We start from the raw sequence: 13,043 nt of genomic DNA on the forward strand, positions 1-13,043 counted from the left end.
TCAGAATTGAAAATAGAGAAATTCGCTGACCTTGTTCATGCTGAACAAGCAGCTGAGGAACAACAGCGCCATCGCCACGCCCCAGGCGTGGCCGGGCGACCAGGTCCAGCCGTCGCGATGTAATATTCTTTCAATGCAAGGCTCGTAGCGACAGAATATTTCTTGCGTATTCGGCGCGAAGAAAGCCAGCGCCATCGCCAGCAACAGCACCGGCACCGCCTCGCCGCCGAAGTCGATCCAGCGGATGCCGTTGAAGCTTGGCCGCCAACCGAGCCCGTAAAACTGCGACGCGTACGCCGCCAGGCCGCGCGGCAGCGCCAGACCGTTGCCGCCCGCCATGGCATGCAGGATGTCGCCGGCCGTCGCCAGATCCGGCGCGCGGAACACGACCCAGGCGACAATCACGGCCAGCATGGTCAATGTCCTGCCCCACAGCGTCGGCGCCGGGTTGCGGTTTAGCGACCGCCAGCCGTGATGCAGCACCAGGTACACGCCGTGCAAACCACCCCAGACCACGAACGTCCACCCGGCGCCGTGCCACAGGCCGCCCAGCAGCATGGTCAGCATCAGGTTGCGGTAGCGCCGCAGCGCGCCGTCGCGGTTGCCGCCCAGCGGCACATATAAATAGTCGCGCAGGAAGCGGGACAAGGTCATGTGCCAACGCCGCCAGAATTCGCTGATGTTCGCGGCGCGATACGGTGAGTTGAAGTTCAACGGCAGCCTGACGCCGAACATCCGCGACAGGCCGATCGCCATGTCCGAATATCCGGAGAAGTCGAAATACAGCTGAAAAGTGTAGGCCAGCGCGCCTATCCACGCTTCAATAAGTTGCGGCCGCGCGCCGGCCGCGAACACCGGCCCCACCAGCACCGACACCGGATCGGCCAGCAATACCTTCTTGCCGAGGCCGACGACGAAGATCGACAGGCCGACCGCGAAGTCGGCCGCGTCTGGCTGCGGCCGGCGGTCGAACTGCGGCATCATTTCCTTGTGATGCAGCACCGGCCCTGCGATCAGATGCGGGAAGTAACTGACGAACAAGGTGTAGTGAACGAATCGGTATTCGCCCGCCAGCCCGCGATAGCAATCGACCAGGAAGGCGATCTGCGTGAAGGTGAAGAACGAGATCCCGACCGGCAGCACGATCGCCCAATCCTGCCACAGCAGGAAATTAGCGTATTTGAAGCAGCCCAGCAGCGCAAGGTTGGCCGCCAGCGCGAATCCCAGCCATGGCTTGCGCCGCCTGCCGCTGGCGGACATGCGCCGCGCCACCCAGAAATTGAAGGTGATGGACGCCATCAACAACGGCAGGAAGCGCACATCCCAGTAGCCGTAGAAAAACAGCGACGCGACCGCCAGCCAAGCGGTGGTCCGGCCCGGCGCCCAGCGCGACAGCAGCAGATAGCCACCCAGCACAACCGGCAAATAGAAAAACAGAAATCCGAAAGAATTAAACAGCATGCGACACCCGCTCGCGGCGCCGATTCAGCTGCGTGTAGCAATCGGCGATTTGCGAGGCGACCCGCTGCCAGCTGAACGCCGACACCAGCGCCCGCACCTCCGCCCGCTGCGGCGGCGCGGCAACGAAATCATTGATCGCGCGGCATAGCATGGCGGTATCGCGCCAGCGCAACTGCTTCAGCGCAAACCCGCTGGAAGGCAGACTCAGCGCGCTCTCATCGGTCATGACCACCGGCGTGCCGGCCGCCAAAGCCTCCAGCACCGACAGTGGAAACACCTCGCCCTGGCTGGGCAGCGCCAGTACCGAGGCGGCGGCATAAGCGCTGGCCAGCAACGGATCGTCGTGCTGCAACTGTCCCATCCAACGCACTTTCGGCGACGCCAGCAACTGCTGTAAATATGGCTGATGCTGCCGTTGCGCGTGGCCGATCAGCACGATCGGGAATTCGTATGCCGCCAATGCCCGTACCAGCCCGAGCTGGTTCTTGTAGGGGGAGATAGCCCCCACCATCAACACGAAAGCCCCTGCCAAGCCGCTGTGACGACGGAAGGCGCCCGCGTCAGCGTCGAAAAAGTGCGGGCTGATGCCGTTCGGTAGCAAGCGTATCTTGGAGGGATCGGTGTTAAAAGCATCGATCAACGCCATCCGCTCCGCCGGCCCGAGCGCCACCACCAGTTGCGCCAGTTGCAACGCGCGCCTGGTCTGCGCGTAACTGGTTTGCACGTTCCAGTCGGTCAACCGCCCCACGAGGCGGTCCGCGATCCGTGCGCGCAGGCCGGCGGCCCGGTTCCAGCCCGGCGACAGCAGCGCAGACAACACCACCGGCAAGTCCAGCTCGTGCGCCAACTCGACCAGCCGATAGTTGCCGTTGATCGCCGAAAAGACATGGATGACATCGTAGCCATCGATGCGCTGCCGATTGGGATCGACCAATTCCACCTCCAGGGACGGAGACGCCAGCGTCTGCAGGGCCGCGATAGTCGAGCGCACCTGCACCTGCAAGCCACCCTCGCGCTGGAACAGCATCGGGTAAGACAGGATTCCCACTCGCATACAAAGCCCTCCGAGGTTACCTGCTCAGCATTGCCAGCGCTTTACGGCCCGCCAGGGTGCATTCGGCGGCCAGTTCATGCCGGCACAGCAGAATCGCCGCCAGCCACAGCAGGAAACCCAGCACCGCGCCCATCGCGAGTTGCGCCACTCCTTGCGGCCGGCAGGCCAGCAACGCGGCCGGACCGGAAAGGCTGGCCAGCGTCACCACCGCGCTGCGCCGCACCGCGCCCAACAGCGCCGGCAGACGCATTCCGGTGAAGCGTGCCAGGCAGACATACGTCATCCCGCTGCGAAACACCGCGCCCAGCACCACGGCCCAAGCTATCCAGTACAGCCCGAACGGCGCCGCCAGCACCACCGCGATCACCCGTACCGGCACCGACACCGCATCCAGCCTGGCTTGCGCGCCAACCCTTCCGATCGCCACCAGCAGGTGGCGCGCCATGCCGAACATGCTATACAAGGCCGATCCGAGACAGATGATGCGGATCAAAGGAGCGGCGGCATCCCACTGATCGCCGTACAGCAGCCGCACCAACGACGGCGCCATCAGCGCGACGAAGCCGAAGAACGGCCAGGCCAGCGCCGTCATGCAGCTGGCGGTGGTGAAGTAAGCTTGCCGCAGGTCGCCGCCATCGCGCGCCTGCGCCGAAAACAAGGGAAAGATCACCGGCGAGACGGCCGCCGTCACCAGCTGGTTGAAGACATTCAGCACGCCCATCGCCTTGCTGAAGATGCCGACCTCGGCGACGCCGATCAGCTTGCCGATGATCAGGTCCGGCGCGGCGACGCCGGCCTCATCGATCAGGTTGCCGGTGGTGTTGATCACGCCGAAGGACAGGATCGCGCGCGCGCCGCGCCAGCCCGGCAGCCACGGCAACCCTTGCGGCCGGCAGCAAGCGCCGGCCACCAGCGTCGCCGTGGCGCCGGCCACCGCGCCCCAGGCCAGGCTCAGGTAGCCGAAGCCCAGCGCCGCCAGCACGATAGCGCACAGCATTTGCACCGCGCTTTGTGAGACGTTGATGGCGAAAATCGCCCGGTAGCGCAACTGCCGGCGCAAATACGGCAAGGCGACCGCGCTGAACGGCACCAGCAAAAAATTCAGCGCCAGCAGCCGCAGCACGGTGGCCAGGCGGGGATCGCGGTAAAAATGCGCCGCCGGCCAACTCGCCGCGAGCACCAGCGCCGCCAGCAGCCAGGCGGTCAGCAGACTGATGCCCAGCGCGGCGCGCAGCTTTTGCCGGTCGAGCTCCGTTTCCTGGATCACGTAAGGTCCCACGCCGAAATCGCGCAACACCTGCACCAGCCCGACCAACACCGCGCCGATCGCATAGACGCCGACCTCGGCCGGCGTCAGCAGCCGCGCCAGCGCCATCGCGCCAACGGTGTTGAGCAGCAGCAGCGTGTACTTCTCGGCGAACGAAAACAGGAAAGACCGCCGCGCCACACCGGGGGCAACCATGCGCCGCCTCAGACCAGCCCGTCGTAGAAGGCGCGCACCTGACGCCCGACCACGCGCTCGCAATAGCGTTCGACAGCCTCGTCGCGGCCCTTGCGGCCCATGACCGCGCGCCGCTCCGGATCGGCCAGCAAGGCGCCGACCCGGTAGGCGGCCACCGTCAGATCGTCCACCGGCACCAGCATGCCACCCTCGCTGTCGCGCAGGATGTCGACGCTGCCGGGCACCGCCGTCGCCACCGCCGGCACACCGCACGCCATCGCCTCGATGGTGGCGATGCCGAAGCCTTCGTTGCGGCTCATCAGCAGGTGCAGGTCCAGCGCCGGCATGACCTGCTCCACCGCGTCGACGAAGCCGGTGAAACGCACCCATGGCGTCAGGCCCATGCGCGCCACTTGCGCCTGGCTGGCCGCCTCCAGCGGCCCGCTGCCGGCCAGGATCAGGTACAGGTCGGGAAAGCGCTGGCGCAACATGGCGAACAGGCTGATCAGTTTCCCCGGCCGCTTTTGCTCGGACAAACGCCCCACCGCGCCGATCACCAGCGCCTCGGCGGGCAAGCCCAGCCGCTCCCGCGCCGCGCCGCGTGCCGCCGCCGACGGCTGGAAGCGCTGCACATCGACGCCGTTGGGGATGACCGCCAACCGCGTCGTCGCCAAAATATATGGCTGATAGATGGCCATGAAGTGCGCCAGCGCCGACTCGGAGACCGCGTAGATCCCGCGCACCGTCGAGAACGCCTGACGCAGCAAGCCTTGGTGCCACGCGCTGAAACTGACCGGCGGAAAGGCGTTGTGCACGCTGATCACCGACGGCAGACGGCAATAATGCGCCAGCCACAACATCGAGGCGCCATAGTTGGTCCAGCACAGCGCCACATGCACCAGATCGGCATCGAACGCCCGCAAGCGGCGCGCCGCCAGCCAGCGCGCTCGCGCAATATGCAGGTGGCGCCGGCCCCATTCGCCTTCAAAGAACGGCGGCGCGGCGAACTCGGCGACGCTGATCTGCTCCGCCGCCAGCCGCCGCGCCCAGGCGTCGATGCCGTCGAAGCGGCGCAAGGCCAAGCCGCCGTCGTAGCCTGCGGCGTGCAGATAGCGTACTTCCTGCGCCATGCGCAACTCCATGCCGCCCAGCTCGCCCGAGTAGCTGGTGACCAGCACGTGCTTGCCGCGCCGATGCCGGCCGCGCCGCGCCTGGTAAAGGTAACCGCGCAGGCAGGCCAGCTCCCAGCGGCGCCAGAAACGCGCATCGGCATCGCGCAGCAGCAACGCGCGCGCCAAGCCGGCCAGCTCCAGCAGATAGCGCTTCAGCATCCAGCGCGGGACGCCCAGCAACTCGGCAAACTTGCCCGGGGTTTCCTGCAGATACCTGCCGCGTCCGAAACGCCAGGCTTTTTGCAGCACATATTCCAGTCGTACTTGCGCCGCACGGATGTGATGCGCCACCCTCGGGCCGTTGCAGAACCACACCCGGTAGCCCTCGCGCGCCAGGCGCCGCGTCAGCTCGGTCTCGCTGCCCATGGCGTAGGCGCCGCCATTCGGACCGAGCGAGGTATCGAAACGATGACCGGCCGCGAACGCCGCGCGCCGCACCGCCATATTGGCGCCCCAGACCAGGCCGGGAAACACCGGACCGTCCGGCAGCGATGGCGAGGTCACGCCATAGGTCAGGCCCAGCGGTGCCAGTTTCAGCAACCATGGCGGCGGTTCCACCGCCCAGTCCGCTGTGATGGCGCCGCCGAACACGCTGCAGCCGGGCTGGGCAGTGGCGCAGGCGTGCCATTGGCGCAGCCAGTCCGACGACGGTATCGCGTCGTCATCGGTGAAGATGAACAGATCGTCGTCCGCACCCGGCTGCGCCAGGGCGGCCTCCAGGCCATGATTCAGCGCGATGTTCTTGCCTGGCCGCGGTTCGTGCAAGCAGCGCAGCGGCAGCCTGCCAGCATAGCTTTCCAGCAGCGCCACCGTACCGTCCCGGCTGCCGTTGTCGACGATAAGCAGGCACCAGCCTCCCTCCGGCGCCGCCAGCCGGCAGTAGGCGTCCAGCACCTTGGCTAAAGTCCCGGCGCCATCACGGGTCGCCATGAGCACGGTCAACAAGCGGCCATCTCCCCTATCCTATTATTTAAGAGTTAATAATCCAGTGTACTGATGGGCTCAAAGCTATTGTTGAGCCAGATCAACAAATGCCATGCGCGACCTGCTCATCACCTTCATCGTGTTCGCCAGCCTGCCGCTGATCCTGAAGAAACCGGTCAACGGCGCTCTGATGTGGATCTGGATCAGCGTCATGAACCCTCATACCCAGGGCTGGGGATTCGCCACCACCTTCCCGTTCGCCCTCATCATCGCGGTGACCACCTTGTTCAGCATCGCCACTGCGCGCGCGCGGAAAACGCCGCCGGCCAACGGCATCACCTTCACGCTGCTGGCCCTGGTGTTGTGGATGAACGTCACCACGCTGTTCGCGCTGTTCCCGGCTGCCGCCCATGAGCAATGGGGCAAGGTCATGAAAATCATGCTGATGAACCTGGTAATCATGGTGGTGGTGCGCAGTCGCGAGGATGTGCACCGCATGATTTGGGTGCTGGTGCTGTCGCTGGGCTTCTACGGCATCAAGGGCGGCGTGTTCACCGCGCAAAACGGCGGCAATTTCCGCGTCTGGGGGCCGCCCGGCACCTTCATCGGCGGGAATAATGAAATCGCCCTGGCGCTGATCGTCGCGATTCCGTTGATGCGCTACCTTCAACTGAGCAGCGGCAACCGCTGGGTATGGCACGGCATGAACCTCACCATGATCTTGTCGGCGATGGCCGCGCTGGGCTCGTATTCACGCGGCGCGCTGCTGGCGATCACCGCGATGCTGGCGCTGATGTGGCTCAAGAGCGGCAGGAAACTGCTGGGCGCCGTGCTGCTGATCCTGCTGGCACCGCCGGCCCTGCTGTTCATGCCGGAACGTTGGACCGAGCGCATGGACAGCATCGGCGCCTACCAGGACGACGATTCGGCGATGGGCCGCATCAACGCCTGGCATATGGCGTTCAACCTGGCGAAGGACCGTTTTTTCGGCGGTGGCTTCGAGATCGCCGAACCGTCGGCGTTCGCCATGTATGCACCCAACCCGGACGCCGTGCACGCCGCGCACAGCATCTATTTCCAGGCGCTGGGCGAACATGGTTTCGTCGGGCTGGCGTTGTACCTGTTGTTGGGCGGACTGACCTGGCGTTCCGCCGCATGGATCGTGCGCCACAGCCGCGACGATCCGCAGTTGCGGTGGGCCTATGACTTGGCCAAGATGATCCAGGCCAGCGTGATCGGCTTTGCCGTCGGCGGCGCCTTCCTCAGCCTGCTTTACTTCGACGTCCCCTATTATCTGATGGCTGCGCTGGTCGCGGTGCGGGCGCTGGTGGCGCAGCGTCGCGCCGCGATCGCACCGGCCACGGCCGCCAACGCCGGTCGAACGCTGCATGGGCGGGTCGCACCGGAGCCGCCGCGATGACACCGCGCCTGTCGATCCTGATCTATCACCGCGTGCTGGCGCGCCCAGATCCATTGCTGCCCAGCCTGCCGGACGTGCGTCGTTTCGATCGCCAGATGACGCTGCTCAAGCGCTGCTTCCGGGTGCTGTCACTGGCCCATGCCGCGCGCCGGCTGCAGGACGAGACGCTGCCCGCCCGCGCCGCCTGCATCACCTTCGACGACGGCTACGCCGACAACGTCGCGCTGGCGCTGCCGGTGCTGCGCCGGCACGGCCTGCACGCGACCTTCTTCATCGCCAGCGGCTACCTCGATGGCGGCCAGATGTGGAACGACGACGTGATCACCCACGTGCGGCGCACGGTGCCGGGCACGCCGGCGCAACAACGGGCCACGCTGGACCACCTGCTGGGCCGCTTGAAGTATCTGCCGTTCGACGAACGCCAGGCGGCGGTGGCGGCGTTGACCGGAGCGCCGTCGCGCGGCAGCGAGCTGATGATGCGCTCCTGCCAGGTACGCGCGCTGCTGGATGCCGGCATGGACATCGGCGCGCACACGCACCGTCACCCGATCCTCGCCGCCATCCCGGACCGGCAGGCGCTGGCCGAGATCGCCGAGGGCAAGGCGGCGCTGGAGGCGATCGCGCGGACGCCGGTCACGCTGTTCGCCTACCCGAACGGCAAGCCCGGCGTCGATTACACGCAGCGTCATGTCGACATGGTGAACGCGCTAGGGTTCGAGGCCGCCGTCAGCACCAGCCCCGGGGCCGCCTATCCGGGCAGCGACGTGCTGCAACTTCCCCGCTTCACGCCTTGGGAGCAAGATCTGCCGCGATTTCTGCTGCGTCTGCTGGAAAGCCGGATGCGCGCCGTGTAGCGTGCTGGCACAGCCACTGCTCCAGCATCATCAGCACCCACACCATGGTGCCGTGATACGCCGGATGTTCACGCACCAGTGTCCGCGTCAGCGTATCGATGAACTCGGCGCGGACGATGCGGCGCCGCTTCAAATCATTGAGGCTGTCGAACGCCAGTTCGCGCAAGCCGGCATGGCTTTGCAGCCAGTGTCCGAACGGCAGGCCGAAACCATGTTTCTTCTTGCGCAGTATCGGGCGCGGCAGGTGATCCGCTAGCGCCCGCTTGAAGAAATAGCGCAGCCGCGTGCCGTTCAGCTTGGCGTTCGGCGACAGGCGCGACGAGAAAGCCAGCATATCGTCGTTCAGAAACGGGAACACCGCGTCCACGCCGGCCAACTCGCAGGCGTGGCGCACTTTGCGCAGGTCGTTGTCGGCCAGTGTGTACAGCAGATCGATGGCCTGCATGCGGTTGATCTGGCTCAGCCCGTGGGTTTCCGAATAGCGGGCGTTGAGCTGGTCCAACGCTGCGCTGGTATCGACGTCCGCCAGGAAGTCTTCATGCAGCACCCGGGCCGCGCCGTAGCGTCGCAGCAGATTATAGGTCTCCAGCCGCGCCGGCATCGGCATCAATGCCTGCTCGACATAGCTGCGCGCCTTGCGCAGCGGCGCCAGGTCCAGCTTGCCGGCCAGTCCGAACAGCAAGGGTTCGATCAACACCTGGCGCAGGCAGGAAGGCAGTTGCTCGTAGCGCGAGAACACCGCCTGCCGCGCATAGCGCTCATTACCGCCGAACAGTTCGTCGCCGCCGTCGCCACCCAACAACCGGGTCACACCGTCCGCGCGCGCCATGCTGGCGCAATAGTAGGCGGGAATCGCCGATGCATTGCCGAACGGCTGGTCGCTGACGGCGGCAAGCCGTGGAACCGCCTCCATCACGTCATCCGCCGTCACGTAAAACTCGTGATGATCGGTGCCGAAATGGCGCGCCGCGATACGGGCATAGCGCATCTCGTCGTAGCCATCGACGTCGAAGCCGATCGAATAGGTGCTAGCCGGCTGACCGGTGATCTTGCCCAGCATCCCCGCCAGCGTGGAACTGTCGGTGCCGCCGCTGAGGAAGGCGCCGACCTTGCCGTCGCCCTCGGCCGCCTGCCGCACCGCGTGCTCCAGCGTGGCGAGGAACTGGTGCTTCAGTACAGCGAACGGCAGTTCGCGCCGTTCGCTGTAGGCCATCTTCCAATAGCTTCCGCGCTCCAACCGGCCACGGCGATACAGCAGGAATTCGCCCGGCAACAGCCGCTGCTGCCCGCGATATACCGTGAGCGGGGCCGGAATCATGTGGAAATACAGGTAGTGGTACAAGGCCTGCCGGTCCAGTTCGTCATGCGCGTCCGGGTGCTGCCGCAGCGCCGCCGCAGAGGAGCCGAACAGCAAACACTGCGGCAAGCTCTGATAGTGCATGCTGTGGATGCCGCTGCGATCCACTGCCAGCATCACCTGCCCCGACGCGCCATCCACAATGCACACCGCGAACGGGCCCGACAGATCGGCGCACGCCATCGGGCCGCGCACCATCCACAACTCGGTCAGCCGCATCGCCACCTGCCTGGTGTCGCCCTCCAGCGCCGCACGGCCCCACACGGCGGCCAGCACGCCGTCGCGGCTGTGCATGCTGAAGCCGTCCGCGCACGCGGCCACCGCCACCCCCGCTGGGCCGTCCGTCAGCGCATGAATCGGACTGGAATCGAAGCGCGCCATGCTGGCGGCCATGCGGCGCAGAAATCGTGGGCCGCGTTCGTCGCGCACAGTGTTCAGATAGCCGCACAAACCGCTCATACCAGCACCTCCGCCGGACCGGGATGGCCGAGAAACGCGGTCGGGCTGGCCGTCAAGCCATATGCGCCCGACTGGAACACCACGACGAAATCGCCGACCTCCGCCCGCGTCAGTTCCATGCCGTCGGCCAGCATGTCCAGCGGCGTGCACAGCGGGCCGACCACGGTCGCCGTCTCGCGCGGGCCGCCGTACATGCGGTTGCCGATGGCGACCGGATAGTTTTTGCGGATCACTTGGCCGAAATTGCCGGATGCCGCCAGATGATGATGCATGCCGCCGTCGGTGATCAGAAAGGTCTGGCCGTGCGACAGTTTGCGTTCCAGCACCCGGCAGACGTAGACGCCGGCCTCGGCCACCAGATAACGCCCCAGTTCCAGCACCAGTCGGGCGCCGGGCGCGGCGGCGTTCAGCGTGTCCAATACCGCATGCAAGCCGTCGGCCACGGCTGGAAAGTCGAGCGGGCGCTCGCCGGGAAAATACGGCACGCCGAGCCCGCCCCCGATGTTCAGGGTGCGTATCGGCGAAGGCGCATGTTCCGCCAGACGCAACGCCAAATCGACGCACAGGCGTTGCGCCTCGCCGATCGCCGTCGCCGACAGGTTCTGCGCGCCACAAAACAGGTGGAAGCCGTGAAAGTCCAGGCCCAGCCGTCCCAGCTGGCGCAGCATCGCCGGAACCCGTTCGGCATCGATGCCGAATTGATGCGCGCCGCCGGCCATTTTCATCCCGGCATATTTGAGCTCGAAATCCGGATTGACGCGCACCGCCACGCGGGGTGTCAGGCCCAGCAGCGCGCCGGTGGCGGCGGCGCGTTTCATTTCCTCCTCGGATTCCAGGTGCAGCAGCACGCCGGCCGCTACCGCGCTGCGCAGCTCGGCGTTGCTTTTGCCGGGTCCGGCGAAACTGATGGCCGACGGCGCCATGCCGGCATCCAGCGCGATCTTCATTTCACCGGCGGAGGCGACGTCGAAGCCGTCCACCAGCGGCGCCATCAGGCACACCAGCGCCGGCATCGGATTGGCTTTGATCGCGTAATGCAGCTGCACCCCTTGTGGAAGGGTCCGGCGCAGCAGATCGATGCGGGAGCGAACGTGATCGCGCTCATACGCGTAGAACGGTGTGCGGCCGACGCGTTCGGCCAGCCGCGTCAGCAGCACGCCGCCCAGTTGCAGGCAATCGTCCAGCACCGGGAACTGGCGCGGCGGCGGGTGGCTAGGTCGTTCCGTGGCGGATCCCATCAACGCAGCTCCCGTTCGGCCTGGCTCAATTCGTCGGCCAGCAGCTTGCGGTCGATTTTGCCATTGGGATTGCGCGGCAGCGGTGCCTGGCGTATCTCGATTCGCGCCGGCACCATGTAAGTTGGCAAGGCGCGCTTGCAGGCCGCCAGCAGGGCCGCGCCGTCCGCCGCGCCGCCGGGCGCCAAGGTGGCCACCAGCGCGATCGACTGCCCCAGCTGCTCGTGCGGAAGGCCAAGCGCCGCCGCTTCCGCCACCAGCCCCGTGGCGTAGACCACCTCCTCCACCTCGGCCGGACTGACGCGATAGCCGGAGGTCTTGATCATGTCGTCGCTGCGGCCGATGAAATACAGAAAGCCCTCGGCGTCGGCGCGCACCGTGTCGCCCGACCAGACGGCCAGCTCCGGGATCGGCAGGCCGCCCAGCCGGTCCGGCAGCGGCCGGAAGCGTTCGGCGGTGCGCGCGGCGTCGTTCCAGTAACCCAGCGCGACCAGGGCGCCCCGATGTACCAGCTCCCCGGCCTCGTCCGGCGCGCAGGGGGTGCCGTCGGCACGCAGCACCAGGATTTCCGCATTCGGGATCGCCTTGCCGATCGAGTCCGGCCGGATATCCAGTTGTTCCGGCGCCAGATAGGTTGAACGGAAGGCTTCGGTCAATCCGTACATCAAATAGATCTGCACGTGCGGCAAGGCCTTGCGCAGCGCGCGCAAGGTGTGGCGCGGCATCACGCCGCCGGAGTTGGTGATAAAGCGCAGGTGCCGGGCATGGTGCCAGACCAGTTCCGACAGCTGTATCCACAGCGGCGGCACGGCGGCCAACCCGGTGATGCGTTCGCGGCCGACAGCATCGACGATGTCGCGCAACAGCAGATGGTTCAGCAGCACGGCGCAGGCGCCGACCGCGAAGGTCGTGGTCAGCTGGCTCAGGCCGTAGTCGAAGCTGAGTGGCAGCACGCACAGGATGCGGTCCTCGCGCGTATTGGCCAGGTAGCCGGCGACACTGAGCGCGCCCGCCACCAGATTACGATGCGACAGCACCACGCCCTTGGGCTTGCCGGTGCTGCCGGAGGTGTACAGAATCGCGGCGACGTCGCCATCGATGCACGGGTGGGTCGGCTGCGGCGATGCCGTCTGCATCGACTCCCGCCAGGAATGCAAGCGTGCGTGCGCCAGCGCCGGCGCCTCCGCCATCGAGCCGATGACGATCACCGCGCGCAGATCCGGACAGCGATCCAGCACGCCCGCCAGGCCGTTCAGCCGCTCGCGCGACGTCACCAGGATGCGCACATTGCAATCGTCCAGGATATAGGCCACCTGGTCCGGCTTGAGCACGGGATTGATCGGAACGAACACGCCGCCTGCCGCCGCCGCGCCGAACATGGCCACCACAGCCTCCTCGCGTTTTTCCAGGTACACGGCCAATCGTTCGCCTCGTCCCAGACCGTGATGCAACCAGGCGTCCGCCGCGACCCGCACCATCTGCGCCAGCGCGGCGTAGTTCAGGGCGACGCCCTGGTAGGACAGCGCCTGCCGCTCCGGTACCGTCAGCGCCGATTGAAAAATAAGATGATGTATGAGCTGCGTCATGGCGGTTGGTCTTGTCGATGGTGAGTCCTCCATGATCGGGACTATCGTCGCGGGCGTTATTGATATGCGTCAAGTGCGCC

Annotated in this window: 9 protein-coding genes; 2 read left to right on the forward strand and 7 right to left on the reverse strand. The window is 66.3% G+C overall.

Translation table 11 applies throughout. The features are described 5' to 3' along the window. Genes GW587_RS23005 through GW587_RS23020 form a run of 4 tightly spaced genes read right to left on the reverse strand, consistent with a single transcriptional unit; the run spans window position 1 to window position 6,064 of the window. Window positions 1–1,461 carry an MBOAT family O-acyltransferase gene (locus GW587_RS23005; RefSeq protein ID WP_166107014.1) on the reverse strand — a complete coding sequence of 487 codons (1,461 nt, stop codon included), beginning with the start codon at window positions 1,459–1,461 and terminating at the stop codon, window positions 1–3. Then, window positions 1,451–2,515 (reverse strand): glycosyltransferase family 4 protein, encoded by a 1,065-nt coding sequence (locus tag GW587_RS23010; RefSeq protein ID WP_166107016.1) that lies wholly within the window; start codon window positions 2,513–2,515, stop codon window positions 1,451–1,453. Before GW587_RS23010 ends, GW587_RS23005 begins: the two co-directional genes overlap by 11 nt. Before the next feature lie 16 nt (window positions 2,516–2,531). Beyond that, the gene (locus GW587_RS23015) at window positions 2,532–3,977 is read right to left on the reverse strand and encodes a lipopolysaccharide biosynthesis protein (RefSeq protein WP_166107017.1); all 1,446 of its coding nucleotides are present in this window, start codon (window positions 3,975–3,977) and stop codon (window positions 2,532–2,534) included. Window positions 3,978–3,985: 8 nt separating this feature from the next. Then, window positions 3,986–6,064 carry a glycosyltransferase gene (locus tag GW587_RS23020; protein ID WP_371875642.1) on the reverse strand — a complete coding sequence of 693 codons (2,079 nt, stop codon included), beginning with the start codon at window positions 6,062–6,064 and terminating at the stop codon, window positions 3,986–3,988. A gap of 100 nt (window positions 6,065–6,164) precedes the next feature. Between GW587_RS23020 and GW587_RS23025 the strand changes: the two genes are divergently transcribed. Together GW587_RS23025 and GW587_RS23030 are read left to right on the forward strand one after the other, a co-directional pair. Further along, window positions 6,165–7,472 carry a putative O-glycosylation ligase, exosortase A system-associated gene (locus tag GW587_RS23025; RefSeq protein ID WP_166107018.1) on the forward strand — a complete coding sequence of 436 codons (1,308 nt, stop codon included), beginning with the start codon at window positions 6,165–6,167 and terminating at the stop codon, window positions 7,470–7,472. After that, window positions 7,469–8,326, forward strand: a complete 858-nt coding sequence (locus GW587_RS23030) for a polysaccharide deacetylase family protein (RefSeq protein ID WP_166107020.1) — start codon at window positions 7,469–7,471, stop codon at window positions 8,324–8,326. Before GW587_RS23025 ends, GW587_RS23030 begins: the two co-directional genes overlap by 4 nt. On the opposite strand, the gene GW587_RS23035 is transcribed toward GW587_RS23030, so the two are convergent. From GW587_RS23035 to GW587_RS23045, 3 genes are read right to left on the reverse strand one after another with little or no spacing between them, the layout of a single operon-like run. Further along, a complete protein-coding gene (locus GW587_RS23035) occupies window positions 8,256–10,142 on the reverse strand; it encodes an asparagine synthetase B family protein (protein ID WP_166107022.1) in 1,887 nt (628 codons plus the stop codon). The genes GW587_RS23030 and GW587_RS23035 overlap by 71 nt on opposite strands. After that, window positions 10,139–11,380, reverse strand: coding sequence for a pyridoxal-dependent decarboxylase, exosortase A system-associated (locus GW587_RS23040; protein WP_166107023.1), 1,242 nt, complete (start codon window positions 11,378–11,380; stop codon window positions 10,139–10,141). Before GW587_RS23040 ends, GW587_RS23035 begins: the two co-directional genes overlap by 4 nt. Continuing rightward, the gene (locus GW587_RS23045) at window positions 11,380–12,963 is read right to left on the reverse strand and encodes an acyl-CoA ligase (AMP-forming), exosortase A system-associated (RefSeq protein ID WP_166107024.1); all 1,584 of its coding nucleotides are present in this window, start codon (window positions 12,961–12,963) and stop codon (window positions 11,380–11,382) included. Before GW587_RS23045 ends, GW587_RS23040 begins: the two co-directional genes overlap by 1 nt. Window positions 12,964–13,043 lie beyond the last annotated feature (80 nt).

The organism is Duganella aceris (assembly GCF_011090165.1).
In the GTDB taxonomy this organism is placed as follows: Bacteria; Pseudomonadota; Gammaproteobacteria; order Burkholderiales; family Burkholderiaceae_D; genus Rugamonas; species Rugamonas aceris.

Bases quoted from the DNA above. Each gene is read 5' to 3' on its own strand.
- GW587_RS23005 (WP_166107014.1), bottom strand. From the start codon at position 1,461: ATGCTGTTTAATTCTTTCGGATTTCTGTTTTTCTATTTGCCGGTTGTG.
- GW587_RS23010 (WP_166107016.1), bottom strand. From the start codon at position 2,515: ATGCGAGTGGGAATCCTGTCTTACCCGATGCTGTTCCAGCGCGAGGGT.
- GW587_RS23015 (WP_166107017.1), bottom strand. From the start codon at position 3,977: ATGGTTGCCCCCGGTGTGGCGCGGCGGTCTTTCCTGTTTTCGTTCGCC.
- GW587_RS23025 (WP_166107018.1), top strand. From the start codon at position 6,165: ATGCGCGACCTGCTCATCACCTTCATCGTGTTCGCCAGCCTGCCGCTG.
- GW587_RS23030 (WP_166107020.1), top strand. From the start codon at position 7,469: ATGACACCGCGCCTGTCGATCCTGATCTATCACCGCGTGCTGGCGCGC.
- GW587_RS23035 (WP_166107022.1), bottom strand. From the start codon at position 10,142: ATGAGCGGTTTGTGCGGCTATCTGAACACTGTGCGCGACGAACGCGGC.
- GW587_RS23040 (WP_166107023.1), bottom strand. From the start codon at position 11,380: ATGGGATCCGCCACGGAACGACCTAGCCACCCGCCGCCGCGCCAGTTC.
- GW587_RS23045 (WP_166107024.1), bottom strand. From the start codon at position 12,963: ATGACGCAGCTCATACATCATCTTATTTTTCAATCGGCGCTGACGGTA.